The 16,789-nt window shown below is 67.7% G+C and carries 17 protein-coding genes; 13 read left to right on the forward strand and 4 right to left on the reverse strand.

What is annotated here, in order from left to right:
- Window positions 1–76 precede the first annotated feature (76 nt).
- The 11 genes from ABZ004_RS19120 to ABZ004_RS19170 all read left to right on the forward strand — a co-directional run bounded on the left by ABZ004_RS19120 (window position 77) and on the right by ABZ004_RS19170 (window position 11,047).
- Window positions 77–1,195 (forward strand): hypothetical protein, encoded by a 1,119-nt coding sequence (locus ABZ004_RS19120; RefSeq protein ID WP_355681210.1) that lies wholly within the window; start codon window positions 77–79, stop codon window positions 1,193–1,195.
- Window positions 1,192–2,295, forward strand: coding sequence for a hypothetical protein (locus ABZ004_RS19125; protein ID WP_355681211.1), 1,104 nt, complete (start codon window positions 1,192–1,194; stop codon window positions 2,293–2,295). Before ABZ004_RS19120 ends, ABZ004_RS19125 begins: the two co-directional genes overlap by 4 nt.
- The gene (locus ABZ004_RS19130) at window positions 2,295–2,813 is read left to right on the forward strand and encodes a hypothetical protein (RefSeq protein ID WP_355681212.1); all 519 of its coding nucleotides are present in this window, start codon (window positions 2,295–2,297) and stop codon (window positions 2,811–2,813) included. The genes ABZ004_RS19125 and ABZ004_RS19130 overlap by 1 nt, the downstream gene beginning before the upstream one ends.
- A gap of 46 nt (window positions 2,814–2,859) precedes the next feature.
- Window positions 2,860–4,017 (forward strand): hypothetical protein, encoded by a 1,158-nt coding sequence (locus ABZ004_RS19135; RefSeq protein WP_355681213.1) that lies wholly within the window; start codon window positions 2,860–2,862, stop codon window positions 4,015–4,017.
- A gap of 60 nt (window positions 4,018–4,077) precedes the next feature.
- Window positions 4,078–4,812, forward strand: a complete 735-nt coding sequence (locus ABZ004_RS19140; protein WP_355681214.1) for a metallophosphoesterase family protein — start codon at window positions 4,078–4,080, stop codon at window positions 4,810–4,812.
- 183 nt (window positions 4,813–4,995) lie between these two features.
- A complete protein-coding gene (locus ABZ004_RS19145; RefSeq protein WP_355681215.1) occupies window positions 4,996–6,126 on the forward strand; it encodes a histidine kinase in 1,131 nt (376 codons plus the stop codon).
- A 10-nt stretch (window positions 6,127–6,136) separates the two neighbouring features.
- Window positions 6,137–6,886 carry a LytTR family DNA-binding domain-containing protein gene (locus tag ABZ004_RS19150; protein WP_355681216.1) on the forward strand — a complete coding sequence of 250 codons (750 nt, stop codon included), beginning with the start codon at window positions 6,137–6,139 and terminating at the stop codon, window positions 6,884–6,886.
- Window positions 6,883–7,266 carry a hypothetical protein gene (locus ABZ004_RS19155; protein WP_355681217.1) on the forward strand — a complete coding sequence of 128 codons (384 nt, stop codon included), beginning with the start codon at window positions 6,883–6,885 and terminating at the stop codon, window positions 7,264–7,266. Before ABZ004_RS19150 ends, ABZ004_RS19155 begins: the two co-directional genes overlap by 4 nt.
- Window positions 7,267–7,278: 12 nt before the next feature.
- Complete coding sequence (locus ABZ004_RS19160) at window positions 7,279–8,814, forward strand: cation acetate symporter (RefSeq protein ID WP_355681218.1); 1,536 nt, start codon at window positions 7,279–7,281, stop codon at window positions 8,812–8,814.
- Window positions 8,815–9,062: 248 nt separating this feature from the next.
- A complete protein-coding gene (locus ABZ004_RS19165) occupies window positions 9,063–9,404 on the forward strand; it encodes a DUF485 domain-containing protein (RefSeq protein ID WP_355681219.1) in 342 nt (113 codons plus the stop codon).
- Window positions 9,405–9,415: 11 nt separating this feature from the next.
- Window positions 9,416–11,047 carry a cation acetate symporter gene (locus tag ABZ004_RS19170; RefSeq protein ID WP_355681253.1) on the forward strand — a complete coding sequence of 544 codons (1,632 nt, stop codon included), beginning with the start codon at window positions 9,416–9,418 and terminating at the stop codon, window positions 11,045–11,047.
- A 118-nt stretch (window positions 11,048–11,165) separates the two neighbouring features.
- Here the strand turns inward: ABZ004_RS19170 and ABZ004_RS19175 are convergent, their stop codons facing one another.
- From ABZ004_RS19175 to ABZ004_RS19185, 3 genes are read right to left on the reverse strand one after another with little or no spacing between them, the layout of a single operon-like run.
- Window positions 11,166–12,650: a CYTH and CHAD domain-containing protein gene (locus ABZ004_RS19175; protein ID WP_355681220.1), complete on the reverse strand. Its 1,485-nt coding sequence runs from the start codon at window positions 12,648–12,650 to the stop codon at window positions 11,166–11,168.
- A gap of 48 nt (window positions 12,651–12,698) precedes the next feature.
- Entirely contained in the window at window positions 12,699–12,854 is a 156-nt protein-coding gene (locus tag ABZ004_RS19180; protein WP_355681221.1) for a hypothetical protein, read from the reverse strand.
- Window positions 12,842–13,633: a methyltransferase domain-containing protein gene (locus ABZ004_RS19185; protein WP_355681222.1), complete on the reverse strand. Its 792-nt coding sequence runs from the start codon at window positions 13,631–13,633 to the stop codon at window positions 12,842–12,844. The genes ABZ004_RS19180 and ABZ004_RS19185 overlap by 13 nt, the downstream gene beginning before the upstream one ends.
- 40 nt (window positions 13,634–13,673) lie before the next feature.
- Here ABZ004_RS19185 and ABZ004_RS19190 point away from each other — a divergent pair, with 40 nt between their 5' ends.
- Both ABZ004_RS19190 and ABZ004_RS19195 read left to right on the forward strand, forming a co-directional pair.
- Window positions 13,674–15,158 (forward strand): PLP-dependent aminotransferase family protein, encoded by a 1,485-nt coding sequence (locus ABZ004_RS19190; RefSeq protein WP_355681223.1) that lies wholly within the window; start codon window positions 13,674–13,676, stop codon window positions 15,156–15,158.
- A 327-nt stretch (window positions 15,159–15,485) separates the two neighbouring features.
- The gene (locus ABZ004_RS19195) at window positions 15,486–15,803 is read left to right on the forward strand and encodes a CopG family transcriptional regulator (protein ID WP_355681224.1); all 318 of its coding nucleotides are present in this window, start codon (window positions 15,486–15,488) and stop codon (window positions 15,801–15,803) included.
- 2 nt (window positions 15,804–15,805) lie between these two features.
- Here ABZ004_RS19195 and ABZ004_RS19200 read toward each other — a convergent pair whose 3' ends face one another.
- Complete coding sequence (locus tag ABZ004_RS19200) at window positions 15,806–16,768, reverse strand: hypothetical protein (RefSeq protein ID WP_355681225.1); 963 nt, start codon at window positions 16,766–16,768, stop codon at window positions 15,806–15,808.
- Between the last annotated feature and the right edge of the window lie 21 nt (window positions 16,769–16,789).

Genomic DNA, 16,789 nt, shown 5'->3' on the forward strand with positions numbered 1-16,789 from the left:
CTGTCACACCGAGATCTCGATCGGAGCGAACAAAACGCCGACCGGTGGCGTCTGAACGGGGATGGAAAACGGGCGCGTGTCAGCCAAGAACCGACCGCTGGTCGCCGTGGTAGCCGCTGTAGCGGTCGCCGCCGTGGCCGTCGGGGGGCTGCTCGCGTCCAGGCGGGACCCGCAGGTCGGGCACGGTGCAGCCGTCCCACTGGCCGCCTCTGCGCTGCCGAGCTCAGCCGATACACCGGCCAAGCCGCTGCCCCAGAAGCTCAAGGTCGACGCCAGGAAGCTCCCGCTGGGCCGCGAGCCACAGGTCCCCTATCTACGAGACCGGACCTTGCAGGGCGGTAGTGGCGGTCCAGTGAAGATCCCCGGTAAGGCCGAGCTCGTCGCTGTGGCCAGGCTGTGGGACAACGTCCTGACAGTGCAGCTCAAGACGGTCACCAGCCCTTCACTGGTCGTGCTGGACGGCGAGGGCAAGCAGGTGAATCAGATCCAGGGCGTGGACTCGTTGGTGACTAGCGCGGACGGACAGGCCGCGGCCTACGCATCCGGTGGAAGGTTCGCGGCCGACGCCATGGCCGGCGGCACTGTCTATTACCAGGGGCCGGGCTCCCAACCGACTGCGAAGCTCGCACGCCCGCATGTCTACGACCTGCAGGTCCTGGCCGTCATCGGCAAGACGGTCTACTTCCACGCAGGCCGCGGCCCCGACCTTCCCTGGGACCTCTACCGCTGGCAGGTGGACAAGCAGACCGTCACCAAGATCCCAGCTGTTGCCTCACCTTCGCTGGTGAACCCTAGCGGTACGGTCGCCGCCGGCTTCGCTGTCTTCCACGACAGCGGCATGTGCACAGTCCTGACCGACCTCGCCAACAGCAAGCAACTGTGGCGGACCTGTCAGTACCAGTTGACTCGCTTCAGCCCGAGCGGCAAGTTCGCGCTGGCGATCCCACCCGGCAGTGCGCCGTACGGCGATCTGCTGACGGCCGCGCTGGACAGCAAGACGGGCGACCTGCTGCGAGAGTGGGACGCCCCATCGCTCCGCGGCGCCGTCGCCGAAGACGACGACCACGTGCTGCTGCAGTGGCACGACCAGGCAGAACCGGAGTCGCGGTCCGCGCTGGTCCGCTGCTCGGTCAGTAAAGGTCAGTGCGAGCTGGCCACTCCCCTGTCGTCCGAACCGCTCCTCCTCGCATCATGAGGGGCCAGAACGGCCGGCTGGTCGCAGTAGTCGCATCCGTCGCGGTGGCGGCGGTCGTCATCGGCGGAGCGATCGCCTACCGGCGCGGGCCGCAGCAGGAGAACCAGGTACCTGCCCCGCTCGCCGCGACCCTCCCGCCTTCGACGCCCGTGAAGGTAGACCTCAAGACCCTGCCGACCGGCCGGGCTCCCCAGGTCGTCTACGTCAGCGGGCGAGTGATCAAGGGCGGCCTCGGCCAGGACGTCACCGTGCCGGGCTCGCAGGAGATCCTCCATGCGGTCCGGTACGACGGCGACGCCATGGTGATCCTCGAGGTCGGCATCGGCGGCTCCGAGCTCGTCCGGGTCAACAAGGACAAAGGCATCCTCCCCGGAGCCACTGCGGCGGTCGCGAGCCTGGTGACGTCGGTCGATGAGGACGCCATCGCCTACGGCACCGCCCGGACCAACGCCGACCACACACGCCGGCAGGGCAACACTGTCTACTGGCGCAACGCTTTCACCGACGAGAAGCTGGAACGGCCCAATGACTGGGCCTCCAAGGTGCTGGCCGTTGTCGGCGACACCGTCTACTTCGCGGCCGATACCGATCGCGACGGCGAGACTTCGACGCTGAACGCCTGGCACGCCCTGACCGGCAAGGTCGACCTGCTGAAGTCCTTCAGATCCCCTGCAGGCGTGGACTTTCAGGGCAGGAACGGGGTGGACCAGCTCGCCGGTGCCGCCCAGACCTTCTGTTCGGCCATCCGTCAGGTTGCCGACGGCAAACAACTGTGGCGGACCTGCGACTACTCGCTCAACGGCTTCACCCCGAACGGATTGACCGTGATCGCGACACCGGACTTCCGGGGCGAGGGCGGCGACCCGTCCACGACCGCGCTCGACGCCCGGACGGCCGACGTGCGGCGTCAATGGACCGGTGCGCACTTCTTCGGAGCGACCGCCGAGGACGACGACCACCTGCTGATGGTGGCCGACACCGGCGAGAACACGGCGAGCGCGATCATCCGATGCAGCATCGGCACCGGCGTCTGCGAGCTCGCGACCGCCCCCGCCCGAACGCCTCGGCGGGACAGTCTGCGGCTGATGGGAGCTGGGTAATGAAGCGCCAGAGCGGTCTGCTGGTCGCCTTCGTTGCCGCGGTGACAGTCGCCGCCGTCGTCCTGGGCGGCACGATCGCCTCCCGTCATGTCCCGCACTCGGAGAACGTCGCCGCGGCGGCACCGCTGACGGCGCCGATCAAGGTCCCGCTCGCGGTGAACGAACTCGGCACCGGACAGCTGCCCGAGGTTCCGTACGTGGTCGGCTGGAACTTCAAGGTGCTCGCGTACGCGGCCGGGAAGGTCTACTACCAGTCCTCGGACGTACTCGGCTCGGGTGCGAGGTGGAGCACCTACGCGTGGACGCCAGGAGACCCGAAAGCCCTCGATAGGAGGAGCGGGCGACTGCTCCGCGAGTGGATGGGGTGCTTCCGGAGCGCGGCGCCGGAGGACGAGGATCACCTGCTGATGGTGGCTTCGGCCGGCCGCGGGAAGTCCGCGATCGTGCGCTGTACGGTCAGTACCGGCGACTGCGAGCTGGCGACGCCGGTGGCCGCAGACAACCTCCTCCTGAGCTGATGATCGCCGACACTGAGTACGACCTTCGCTTCTTAGGAGCATGGCAATGAAACAGAAGAACGGCCGGCTGATCGTCCTGGTCGCGGCGATCGCAGTACTGGCCGTGATCACCGGCGGCGTCATCGCCTCCCAGCGCGGACCGCAGAAGGGCGACAACTCAGCGGCTCCCCTGGCAGGGCAGACGACCACGCCGGTCGCCAAGACCCCGACCGCGACACCGTCCACGCCGTCGCCGTCGGCTACGCCGTCCTCGGGTGGCGCAGTCAACGTGTCCTTGAAGCTGAGCAAACTCCGCAAGGGTCGCGATCCGCAGGTTCCGTACCTGGTCGGCCGGGAGGTCCGTGGCGGTGCCGGCGCACCGACGAAGATCCCGGGCACGGCTCAGATCCAGGAAGTCGCCCGGGTCAGCGACTCGGTGCTGGCCGTGGTCAGCAAGGGTTACGGCACCGAGTTGCTCACGATCCTCTACGACAAGGTCGAGCACACCCCTGACGTCACTTCCCTCGTCACCACTGCGGACGGCAGGTTCGGCGCCTATGCGACCAAGAGGATCGGCAGCGACGGCGGGGGCCGCGTCGGCAGCACGGTCTACGCGACCGTTTCCGAGAGCGACCTCAGCGTGGTGAAGAAGCTCGAGTTGCCGAACCGCTGGGAGGTCTCGGTGCTCGCCTACCAGGACGGCAAGGTCTACTACCGGGCCTACGCCACCCAGAACGCTAATACCTGGCAGCTCTACGCCTGGGACCCGGCCAAGTCTTCCGCGACCGAGGTCAAGACAGTCACCTCACCGACCGCCTTGTCCGGCAATGGCAAGCTCGCCGCCTCGATGACCACCATCAACGACAACGGCACCTGCTCGATGGTCACCGAAGTTGCCACCGGCAAGAGTTTGTGGAGGACCTGTGCCAACCGGATCGGTGGATTCACCGAGGACGGCGCCACGGCGTACGGGGGTCCGGCGGTCGGCGACGGGTACGCCGACCTGAGCGTCTCCGCGCTGGACACCAAGGCCGGCGCCGTGATCCGCGAGTGGGGCGGCGGCCCGTCCTTCCGCCAGACCGTCGCCGAGGACGACCAGCACCTCCTCATCCTGGCCGACGACGGCCACGACACGAAGGCCGCGATCATCCGCTGCACGGTGACGGATGGTCAGTGTGAGCTCGCCACCCCGCTGGCCACGGGTGAACTCATGATCGGCTCGTAGTTCTCTGCTGATAGCAGAGAACCTGCTTCTGGAAGGTCTTTTGCGGCCACACTGGGTTGCATGAGTGTTGTGGTGCTGGCCGATATTCACGGTGTGCTGCCTGCGTTGGAGGCTGTGCTCGCTGAGCCGGATGTTGCCGGCGCGGAAGTGATCGTGCTCGCCGGTGACATCGCCAGCGGGCCGATGCCGGTGGAGACGCTGGATCTCCTGGTGTCGTTGGGGAAACGCGCCGTCTGGGTCCGCGGCAACGCGGATCGGGAGCTCGTCGCGATGGCGCGCGGGACGTTCACCGGAACCCCTCCTGATCCGGTATCGCCCTGGGCAGCCGAGCAACTGCGCCCCGACCAGGTATCGCTACTCGACGATCTACCGACCACGTTCACCCTCGGCGACACCCTGTTCTGCCACGCCACCCCACGCGACGACGAGGAAATGGTCCTGGTCGACAGCCCGATCTCCCGCTGGGCCACTGTGTTCGGCGGCGTACCGGCCGATGTCCGAACCGTCGTCTGCGGCCACACCCACATGCCGTTCGCCCGCCAGGTCGACCGCCGCCTGGTCGTCAACGCAGGAAGCGTAGGCATGCCGTACGGCGCCCCCGGAGCCAGCTGGGCCCTCCTCACCCCCGACGGCGTCAACCTCCGCCGCACCCACTTCAACCCCACCGAGGCAGCCACCTATCTCTCCACCCACTCCAGCTACCCCCAGATCGACACCTGGTCCGCTGAATACCTCCTCACCACCTACTCCGACACCGAAGCCCTAGAAGCCTTCCGCCCCCGCGCAGAGCAGTAAACCCACCCCGCAGACTCACCCTGTGGCTTCCCCGCCTGTCGGTGTCCCGATCGACAGGATCAATGCGCCGAACTTCGCTCCACCCCAGCCCAGCTGAGCCTGAACCCTCGCACCCGCCGCCAATTGATCCTGTCGATCGGGACACCAACCCGTTCTCGGCGCCGGAGCGGTTACCGTCGTTGTGTGTTCGGGCGGCGGCGGAAGCATTTCGGGACTCCGGCTGACAAGGCGACGTATGCGACTCTGCATACCGCCTCGTTGGCCAGTCCGAGTTTGCGCGAGGGGCTGACGCCCGCGGCGGCGGGTAAGGCGAGCAAGCATCTGCGGGATCTGCTCGGTACGGCGGCGATCGCGATCTGCGACTCGTCCGGCGTACTCGCCTGGGACGGCGTCGGCGGACCGTACGAGTCCAACCACCGAGTGGACGCCAAGTCCATCGCCGCCCACACCCTCCGCACCGGGAGGACCGCAGTCCTGGGCGCCCACGACGTAGCTTGCCGGGATCCACAGTGCCCGATCCGTACGGCGGTCGTCGCACCGATCGTCACCGACGAGCACGTCGTCGCGGTGCTCGTCGCCTACAGCCCGAGATCCTCTGCAGCGCTCGTCCGCGCCACCGAGGAAGTCGCCCGCTGGGTCTCCGGCCAGGTCGAACTCGCCGAGCTCAACAAGGAACGCACCCGCGCCATGGAGGCCGAGCTCAGAGCACTGAGAGCCCAGATCAGCCCGCATTTCATCTACAACGCCCTCGCAGCCATCGCCTCCTTCGTCCGCACCGACCCCGAACGCGCCCGCGAACTGCTCCTCGAGTTCGCCGACTTCTCCCGCTACGCGCTCAGACGAGGCGGCGAGTTCACCGCGCTCTCCGACGAGCTCCGCAACGTCGAGCGCTACCTCGTTCTGGAGCAGGCCCGATTCGGCGAGCGGCTCACCGTCTCGCTCCTGATCGCGCCCGAGGTACTGGCGGTCGCCATCCCCTACCTCGTCGTCCAGCCGCTCGTCGAGAACGCCGTACGGCATGGTCTGGAAGGCAGCACGGGCGTCGGCCGGATCACCATCCGGGCGCTCGATCGCGGCTCCGAGGCGGAGATCAGCGTCGAGGACGACGGCGCCGGCAGCGACCCGGAGGTGATCCGCGCGGCGCTCGCCGGGGAGCCGACCGGCGACTCGATCGGGCTCGGCAACGTCGACTCGCGACTGCGGCAGGTGTACGGCGACGCGTACGGCCTGGTGGTGGAAACGGCTCCGGGCGCCGGCACGAAGGTTAGTTTCCGGGTGCCCAAATACTCCTCAGGGGTGCATGCGTCCGCTTAACATGCGCCTTATGGCTGACTCCCGACTCCGCGCGCTCGTGGCCGACGACGAGCAGCCGGCGTTGGCCGAGCTGGTCTATCTGCTCCGCCAGGACGACCGGATCGGCGAGATCCTGACCGCGTCCAACGGGGCCGACGCGCTGAAGATCCTGCAGGCGACCGACCTCGACGTGGTCTTCTGCGACATCAAGATGCCCGGCCTGGACGGGATGGACCTGGCCCGGGTGCTGTCGAAGTTCGCCCGGCCGCCGCGCATCGTCTTCGTCACCGCGTACGACGAGCACGCGGTCGCCGCCTTCGAGCTGGATGCCTCCGACTACGTGATGAAGCCGGTCCGCGCCGAGCGGCTGACCGAGGCCGTACGCCGGGTGGTCAGCGCCGGTACGCCGACCGTGCAACCGCCGCCGGCCGACGACACCGACGACGAGGTGATCCCCGTCGAGCTGGCGGGCGTGACCCGGTTCGTGCAGCGATCCACGGTCCGGTACGTCGAGGCGCAAGGCGACTACGCACGCCTGCACACCGGCCAGAACTCGCACCTGGTCCGGATCCCGCTCAGCACCCTCGAGGAGCGCTGGCGCGAAGCCGGGTTCACCCGGATCCATCGCAGTACGTTGGTCGCCCTCGCGCACGTCGACGAGATGCGCGTCGACAGCGGCCGGTGCGCGGTCCGCGTCGGCGACGACTGGCTGCCGGTCAGCCGCCGGCACACCCGCGAACTGCGCGACCTGCTGGTCCGGTCGACCTCGCTCCGGGGATGAGTACGCCGGCGGACGGTCCACGCCGGGTTCGTGTGACGAGCCCGCGGACGAGTGCGGCCCGCCGTCCCAGTACGCCGGCCGGTACCCGTGAGATCGACGAGCAGACCCGGCTCGGCGAGGTCTACATGCACTCGCTGATCCAATCGCAGCTCAGGCTCGCCCTCGGCGTGGTCGGCAGCGCCGCGCTCGTCCTCGGCGGGCTGCCGTTGCTCTTCGCACTCATCCCCACCACCCGCCGCCTACTGATCTTCGGCATCCCCCTCCCCTGGGTCCTACTGGTCTTCGTGGTCTACCCAGTGGTCTACGTCTCGGCCCGGATCTACGTTCGCAAGGCCGAACGCATCGAAGCCGAGTTCACCGAGTTCGTCGGGCGGCAATAGATGTCCTCGGCAATGAGTCTGACGGCGATCGGTTTGGTGGTCGCGGCAACCATCGGGATCGGCTTGTTCGGGCTGCGGATCTCCCGGACGACAAGTGACTTCTACGTCGCCAGCCGAGCCGTGACGCCATCCTGGAACGCCTCGGCGATCAGCGGCGAATATTTGTCGGCGGCATCTTTCCTCGGCATCGCAGGCCTGGTGCTGGTGAACGGCGCCGACATGCTGTGGTTCTCTGTCGGTTACACCGTCGGCTACTTGATGCTGCTGGCCCTGATCGCCGCGCCGCTACGCCGCTCCGGCGCCTACACGCTGCCGGACTTCGCCGAGACCCGCTTCGAGTCCGCGGTCGTCCGGCGGATCTGCTCAGGGCTCGTCGCCGGGATCGGCACGCTCTACCTGCTCCCTCAGCTCAGGGGCGCCGGGTTGACCTTCCACACCGTGACAGGCGCACCGCCGGCGGTCGGAGCAGCCATCGTCGCGGTGATCGTCGTCATCAACGTCGCGGCCGGCGGCATGCGCTCGATCACCTTCGTCCAGGCGTTCCAGTACTGGCTGAAGCTGACCGCCCTGGCCGCGCCGATCTTCGTCATCCTGATCTCCTGGCGGTCGATGGACCACTCGGTCGGCCTGCTCGACTCCCTGCACGGCGCCGGATCGGAATGGGCGGAACCGCTGTCCCACGCAGGCGGCCGCGACCATCCGCTGTACGCCACCTATTCGTTGCTCTTGGCCCTTTGTTTCGGAACGATGGGCCTGCCGCACGTACTGGTCCGCTTCTACACGAACCCCGACGGACGAACAGCACGCCGTACGACGGTCGCCGTACTGGCTCTCCTCGGCATGTTCTACCTGTTCCCACCCCTGTACGCCGTACTCGGCCGCTCCTTCGCCGCTGATCTGATCGGGACCACTCCGGATACCGTCGTCCTCGAGCTCCCCAGCCGGATCTTCGCCGGCACGACAGGAGATCTGCTCGGAGCACTGCTCGCAGCAGGTGCGTTCGCCGCGTTTCTCTCGACATCCTCCGGCCTGACCGTCGCGATCGCCGGTGTGATCGACCAGGACCTCCTCCGACCGCGATTGCACCGCTTGACCGGCGGGGACTACTTGGCCGTCAACAGCTTCCGAATCGCTGCTCTGCTGGCGATTGCTGTTCCCTACCTGGCCTTCAACCTCACCAAATCTCTCAGCCTCGCAGACACCGTCGGGCTCGCGTTCGCTGTGGCCGCCTCGACCTTCTGCCCCCTGCTGGTGCTGGGCATCTGGTGGCGAAGGATGTCCGTCACCGGGGCCGCCGCCGGTCTCGTCGTCGGCGGAGTCGCCGCGATCACCGCCGTACTGGTGAACGTGATCGGACCACCCGAAGCCGGCTGGCCAAGAGCCCTCTTCGGCCAACCCGCCGCCTGGACGATGCCGCTCGCCTTCCTCACCGTGATCGTGGTTTCCAAGCTCACCCCGCACAAGATCCCCCGCGGCACCGCCCGCAGCATGGTCCGCCTGCACGCCCCCGAGGCCGTCGACGTCGACCGAGGTTTCCCCTCCCCCTGAACAGCCGGCAGCGCGGCAAATGAGCCCGCCACCCGGCGACCGGGCGCCCGCAGTACCGGCTGTTCGCCCGTTCGTCGCGGGATTCGTACCGCTCGTCGCGGCGGGCGGCGCCGCCGGGCGAGGGGGCGGGGCCGCTGGGCGCTCGATGCGTGTGCGTGCTGGGCGGCGGGAGTGAGCTGGGCCACAGTGTGCGCAACAACCCTGCGCGCCGGTCTCCGCCCGGCCCTGTTCTCGTCTGGAGGTCCGCGATGAGCGATACGCGTCGCGCGGGCGATCCGGAGTTGTCGACGTACCGGGATGTCCAGCTGTCGCCGGACTTCTCCGAACTGCGTCGCCGCTTCCGGCGCTTCGTGTTCCCGATGACCGGCCTGTTCCTGGTCTGGTACTTCCTCTATGTCCTGCTCGCCGACTACGCCCACGGCTTCATGTCGCACAAGATCGGCGGCAACATCACCGTCGCACTGATCTTCGGGCTGCTCCAGTTCGTGTCGACCTTCGCGATCACACTGACCTACGTCCGCTGGGCAGACCGCAAGATCGACCCCGAGGCCGAGCAACTGCGCAACCAGATCGAAGGTGAGCACCAGTGAGCGCGCCCCTGATGTTGCCGCTGGCAACCGAGATCGGTGACCCGAAGATCAACATCGCGATCTTCGCGCTGTTCGTGGTCGCCACCTTGGCGATCGTGATCAGGGCCTCCCGCAACAACAAGACCGCGGCCGACTACTACGCCGGCGGCCGCTCGTTCACCGGTCCGCAGAACGGCATCGCGATCGCCGGTGACTACCTGTCCGCCGCGTCGTTCCTCGGCATCGCCGGTGCGATCGCGATCAACGGGTACGACGGGTTCCTGTACTCGATCGGCTTCCTGGTCGCCTGGCTGGTGGCCCTGCTGCTGGTCGCCGAGCTGCTCCGCAACACCGGCCGCTTCACGATGGCCGACGTCCTGTCGTTCCGGCTCAAGGAGCGTCCGGTCCGGATGGCCGCCGCCATCTCCACCCTGGTGGTCAGCTTCTTCTACCTGCTGGCCCAGATGGCCGGCGCGGGTGGCCTGGTCGCCCTGCTGCTCGGTATCTCGGATCGGGCCGGCCAGAACGTCGTGATCGCCGTCGTCGGCCTGCTGATGATCACCTACGTGCTCGTCGGCGGCATGAAGGGCACCACCTGGGTGCAGATCATCAAGGCGGTGCTGCTGGTGATCGGCGCCGGCATCATGACGCTGTGGGTGCTGGCGAAGTACACCTTCAATCTGTCCGCGCTGCTGGGCGCCGCCGTGGACAAGAGTCCGGCGGCTGGGGAGAAACTGCTCAGCCCCGGACTGCAGTACGGCGCAACGGGGGTCAGCAAACTCGACTTCATCTCGCTGGCCCTGGCCCTCGTGCTGGGCACCGCGGGGCTGCCGCACGTGCTGATGCGCTTCTACACGGTGCCGAACTCCAGGGAAGCCCGCCGCAGCGTGAGCTGGGCGATCTGGATCATCGGCATCTTCTACCTGTTCACGCTGGTGCTCGGGTACGGCGCGGCCGCGCTGGTCGGGCCGGACAAGATCAAGGCGGCACCGGGCAAGGCGAACTCCGCCGCACCGCTGCTGGCCTTCGAGCTGGGCGGTGAACTGCTGCTCGGAGTGATCTCCGCGGTCGCCTTCGCCACCATTCTCGCGGTGGTGGCCGGGCTGACGATCACCGCGAGTACGTCGTTCGCCCACGACGTCTACGGCCAGGTGATCAAGAAGGGCCAGATCACCGGCAACAACGAGGTGAAGGTCGCCCGGATCACCGCCGTGGTGATCGGCATCGTCGCGATCGTCGGGGGCATCTTCGCGAACGGCCAGAACATCGCCTTCCTGGTGGCGCTCGCGTTCGCGGTGGCGGCGAGTGCGAACCTGCCGACGATCCTGTACTCACTGTTCTGGCGACGCTTCAACACCCGCGGCGCACTCTGGAGCATCTACGGCGGCCTGGCGTCCACGATCATCCTGATCGCGTTCTCCCCGGTCGTGTCCGGCAAGGTCGACAAGAAGACCGGGCTCAGCCTGTCGATGATCACCGACACCGGGATCGACTTCCACTGGTTCAAGCTGGACAACCCCGGCATCGTCTCGATCCCGCTGGCGTTCCTGCTCGGCATCATCGGCACGTTGACCAGCAAGGAGCAGGTCAACGTCGACAAGTTCGCCGAGATGGAGGTCCGCTCACTCACCGGCGCGGGCGCCGAGAAGGCGACCCACCACTAGACCTGTCAGGCAGGCTTTGCTGAGGTAAACGCGAGCCTGCCTGGCAGCACCAATCTCCGCCCATCTCCTGCGCGAAGCCCCGGCATCCTGTCGGGGCTTCGCTCATTTCAGGCTGGGCTCATTTCAAGCTGGGCCAGAGCTCGAGGAACTCCTGGTACGAACGCTCGCCGCGGACCTCCTCGGCGGCATGCAAACGCCCATAGGTAAAGGCGTTTCCGCCGGACAGATGCACCTCGACGGCCAGCTGGCGAAGGAGTCTGCGCGCGACCACGCTGTCCTGGTGGTCGCCGAGCACCTCCTGGACCTGCTCGGCGCGACCGGCCAGCGCGGTCGCTTCGGCTCCGAGCACCGGCTCGGCCGACTCCCCGGCGTACCGGAGTCGCTTGGCTGCCTTCCGTACTTCGTGCAGCTCGTGATCGCGCTCGGTGTCGTCCGCGGCGGCTTCCATCCGGCGGACCGCCTGCCGCATTCTTTTGTAGTCGTGATCGAGAATCTCGGGCAGCTGCTTGGCCGCCTTCCGCTCGTCACCGGTCAGCGGCGGGTCCGCGATCAAATCGTCGAGCGAGTCGAGCAGGCGGAAGTACCGCTCGCTCTCCAATGCCGCGAGCGCCTGGGTCCGGCCGGCCTTGTACACGCCACGCAGGTGATCGTCGATGAAGCCCGCCACCCGGCCCATCACCAGTTCGACGGGCTGCTCGGCGACGGTTGCGGCGAAATGCTCACGCAGTACTTCGGCGTCGCGGGCGGCGCCGAGCTCTCCGGCGAGCCACTTGAGTTCGGCCCGGAGGACGTCGCCGGCCTCGCGATCCACCACCGGCCGGTAGCTGGCCAGCGCCGACCGGAGCCGCCTGGTGGCGACCCGCATCTTGTGGATCGAGTCCGGCAGATCCCGGCGTACTTCGGGGTCGCGGACCCGGATCGCGTCGACCTGCGCCGCGGCGTACAGGCGGAACAGGTCGGCGGTCAGCGGCTTCTTCGGCAGCACCCGGTCGACCGGCTTCGGGACCCGGGAACCGAGTGCGCGGGCGAGCTTGCTCGGGCCCTTCGCGGGCGTCGCGCCGACACTGCGGAGCAGTGGTTCGGCGGCTTCGAGGAGGTCTAGGTCGCCGTTGACGAGCTCGACCTCCCACTCGCGCCAAGTGTCCGGCTCGGCCCCTTCGACCTCGGCGGTGACGTGGTCGTCGGCCACCTCGGCGAGGACCTCACCGTCGGCGTCCAGCAACCGGTGCACGATCCGGTGGGTCTTCAGGGTGACCACCGGCGCGAGCTCGTGATCGCGGACATGCACCCGGACCGACCGCACCACCTGGATCGGCACCTTGCTCACCACCCGCCCGAGCGGGTGCCGGATCTCGAGCCGTCCGGAACCGGAGCCGGGCAGCTTCACGTGCCAGCCGTCGTCCTCGCCGCCGGTGCGTCTGCGCAGCGTCACCCGGTTCGCGGCCAGTGCAAGGTCGGCCGTGTCGAAGTACACGGCCTCCAGGTCGAGCTCGACCGGTTGGGCGACACTCGCGACACCGGGCAGCTCATGCAGAGCCGGCAGGATCGCGTGTTCGTCCACGTCGTACTTGGTCTCGATCTCCAACTGCTCGGTCGCCGGCATACCCCTTTGTCTACCAGCCCCGATCAATCCCTCCCACCCTCGCGCGCGTCAAGATTCGCGCTCCGCGACGGCTGCGAGTTCGGCGAGGAGGCGCTGATGGTCGCGGTCTCTTGGGTCTGTGGAGGCGGCCGGCTGGGGGCGCCTGCGGTGGGTTCGTTCGAGCACCGCGACGACGAGGGCAGCGAGCAGGATCAGGCCCGCCATGCGACGGCCTTGAAGAACGTGTAGTGGAAGGTGCCGCCTGGTTCGGCTGCACGAGTGAGGTCTGCGATGCCGCGCTGCCAGCGTTCTTCCGTACTACGGCCTGCCGCGAGCGCGCGTTCGCGGACCGACTCGACCATCGCGATGAAGGTCTTGCGGGTGAAGCCGTCGACGAGGTGCGGCAGGGTCTCGTCGGCGTACACCGTGCGAGGCGTGGTGCGGATGCCGGCGTACCCGGCCTCGTTGAGCAACGGCTGCAGTCGCCGGCCGATCAAGGAGTCGCCACCTGCTTCTTCCTGCAGGTCGATGAGGCAGTCGATCACGTGCTGCGCGTCGCTGCTCTGCGGGTGGAAGAACGCCGATCGGTGATCGCCTTCGATCACCGTGATCGATCCGCCCGGCCGGAGGGCCCGCTGGAGTTTCGTCAGCGCCTGGACCGGATCCGGCAGGTGCTCGAGGACGAAGCACAAGAAGAGATGATCGAACTCACCGTCGTACGGCAGCTCCCGAAGATCTCCCTGCACCCACTCGACCTCAGCCGTCACCCGCGCCTTGGCCTGCGCGAGGGACTCCTCGGAGATGTCGACCGCGGTGAGCCGGATCCCCGGGCTTCTCGTCACCAGCTGCAGCGTCTGAGCACCGACGCCACAGCCCACCTCCAGCACCTTGCTCCCTGGCTCGTACTGCGTATCGCCGTGCAGCAGGTCGGCCAACGTACCCGCCTGATCGGCCAGCCGGCGCGTCTCGGCCTGCGTGTATCCGTGGACGTAGTCGATTCCCATAACCCCACCGTGCGCGCACAATGGTCCAGTGCCCAGGTCCATGTCTGCTTCATCCGACAGGTCCAAAGCCGGTGCCGACTTCCTCCAGCTCTCCCTCGCCGAGGCTCCCGCCGGCGGTCTGTCCAGCTGGCTGGCCGAACAACTCCGCACCGCGATCTCCGACGGCCGCCTCCCCATCGGCAGCCGCCTCCCCGCCACCCGCCTGCTCGCCGCCGAACTCGACGTCTCCCGAGGCGTAGTCACCGAGGCCTACCAACGCCTCACCGAAGACGGCCATATAACAGCCAACGGCCGGGCCGGCACCACGGTCGTCGCCGCACCGCTCACCACTCCTCCGGTTCACACCCAACCCCTCCGCGCCGCCTACTCCGGAGTGGTCGTGAGTGAGCCGGGACTCGAGGTGTTCGACGCGATGCGTGCGGTGCCGGCTCGGTTGGATCTGACGCCCGGAGTACCGGATCTGGCGGCGTTTCCGCGGTCGGCTTGGGTGAAGGCTGAGCGGAGTGTGCTGGCTGAGTTGTCAGCTGCGGAGTTCGGGTATGGGGAGCCGGCCGGTACGCCGAGGTTGCGGCGAGCGGTGGCGACCTGGCTCGCGCGCAATCGGGGGATCACGGCGGATCCGGATGATCTGATCATCGTGGCGGGAGTGGCTCAGGCGCTGGCGTTGATCAGTCAGGTGTTGCGGGACGAGGGGACGACGGAGCTCGCCGTGGAGGATCCGGGGTCGCTCGGATCGCGGCAGCATCTGCAGAGCTTGGGGATGGTGACGACGCCGATCCCGGTCGACTCGGAGGGGCTTCGCGTCGATGAATTGCGTGCGTCGGGGGCGCGCGTAGTACTGGCTACTCCTGCGCATCAGTTCCCGATGGGCGTGGTGCTCGGTGGGGAGCGGCGGCGGCAATTGATCCAGTGGGCCGGCGAGGGTGGGGTGATCGTCGAGGACGACTACGACGCGGAACACCGGTACGACCGGCCGCCGGTGCCTGCGTTGCGGGCGATGCTGACCGATCGGGTGATCTACCTGGGCAGCGTGTCGAAGCTGCTCGCCCCGTCGCTCCGGATCGGGTGGATGCTGGCGCCGCCGCAGTACAAGCCGGCGTTGGTCCGCGCGAAACGCCTTGCAGACTTGGGAAACGCGAGCCTCCCACAACTCGTTCTCGCCGAACTGATGGAGTCAGGCGCCCTCGAACGCCAACTCCGCTACGTCCGCCGCCGGCACCGCGAGCGCCGGGACGCCGTCGTCGATGCGATCACCACTCACTTGCCCGAAGCAACCATCCATGGCGCCGCCGCCGGCCTCCACCTGACCATCACCTTCGCCCCCACGGTCGACGACGTCGCCCTCGCCCGAGCCGCCCTGGACCTCGGCGTCAAAACCCAACCTCTCTCCTGGCACACCCAATCCACCGGTCCCCCCGGCCTGGTCCTCGGCTACGCAGCCCGCACCCCCGCCGACCTCACCCAAGCCATCCCCCTCATAGCCACCGCCCTCACCCAGCAAGACCCCCTCCCGCTGACGCAATAGAACCATCAGCTCGGTTGTGTATTACACAAGAGATGTTTTGTAGTACATTGCTCAGGTGGCGATCACGTGGGCATCCAGCGCGGACAAGCACGGCCATCGACCGTGAGGACGCACTGCACGCGATAATGAACGCCTACTTCGTCGAGCGGGAGTTCGACGAGCCGAGACCACCGGCTGAGATCCGGCCTACCTTGTTCATCGGTCCACCCAGGAAGCTGGGTGGGGAACTGTTGGAGGTCATGGTCGAGGTGAATCCTCCGCGCGACCTGCACATATTTCACGTGATGGTCGCTCGGCCAAAGCATCTCGAGCGGATGGAGGAGGGAAATGACTGAGAAGGACTACGACGCCGCGGCCGAGTGGGCCGAGCATGACATGAGGCTGCCGGCCGGCTCCAAGTCCAGCCTGCGCGATGCGGATGCGGCTGCCTTCGGACGGGAGCTGGTAGAACGCTCGCAGGGTGGCCGGCCATCGATCGACCCGGACGCCGGTCCCGGTGAGAAATCGCCAGTTCGGCAGGTGCGGTTGCCGCGGGCGCTCAACGCAGATCTCGACGCGTTCGCCAGAAGTCACCATCGCAAGCCGAGTGACGTACTGCGCGAGGCACTGAGTGAGTACCTGGCGACCCACAAGAACGCCAGCTGAGGTCAGTGGGTGTAGCGGCCGGCGATGGTGAGGGCGAAGGTGGCCATCTGGTCGGGGTCGGGGTGGGGGATGCCGAGGGGGACCAGGTCGACGATTTTGGTGGTGCCGACCCGGATCGTGCCCCGGCCGGTGACGGTGTCGATGTAGCCCTCGTCGCCTAGTGGGACCGGCTGGGAGGTGGGGGCCTTGCGGATGGGCGCCATCAGGGCTTCGGCGTCGGTGACGTGCCGGGCGGTGGTGTAGAGGACGCCCTTCTCGGTGATCCAGCCGCAAACCAGGTCGCCGGCGGAGGTCTCGCTGTCGCGCCGGAAGACCGCCGGCGCACCCATCACCTTCGCGGCGGCCGAGGTCCCCCGTTCGCATTCGGGGCGGGCGATCGACAGCGGCGCATCCGGCAACCCAGGTGCCTGCCGAACGACTTCCTGACCGAGTACGACGTACTTCGCCAAGGTCGCCGGCGGCCCACTGACCTTGATCAGCCGGTCACGGAACAGGAACACCACGAACCGGCTGGTCCCGAAGCCGCCATCACCAAGAGCAACCGGCTTGGCAGCCTCACCCTTGGAGGCGGCGTACGCCTTCTGCTCGGCATCAAGCGAACTCTTCGTGGCGACGACCAGCGACCGCTCCATCCGCAGCACGGCAGCCCCGGGACTGGTACTCAGCCCCAGCTCGCACACGTCGTACGTCGGAAACCCGAAGTCCGCGGGGACCTGCTTCGTCTGGATCTCGACCACCGGTACGCCGAGCGTGGTCTGCACCACCGTCGGGTTCACCCGCGTGCACAACGTGTCGGCCACCTTCGCCGTGGCCGGGCTGCTCGGAGTCTCAGTCGGCGTCGGTGTCTCGGTCGTCGGAACCGACACCAGCGGCGGCACGTTCGGCGCATCCTCGTTCCCCGGGCCACTGCAGCCGGTCAACAGTGCCGCGACACCCAGGAGCCCCACTACCGAACGCATGCGCATGGTGACCAACACTACTCATAG

It is taken from the genome of Kribbella sp. NPDC006257 (genome assembly GCF_040613535.1).
GTDB lineage: Bacteria > Actinomycetota > Actinomycetes > Propionibacteriales > Kribbellaceae > Kribbella.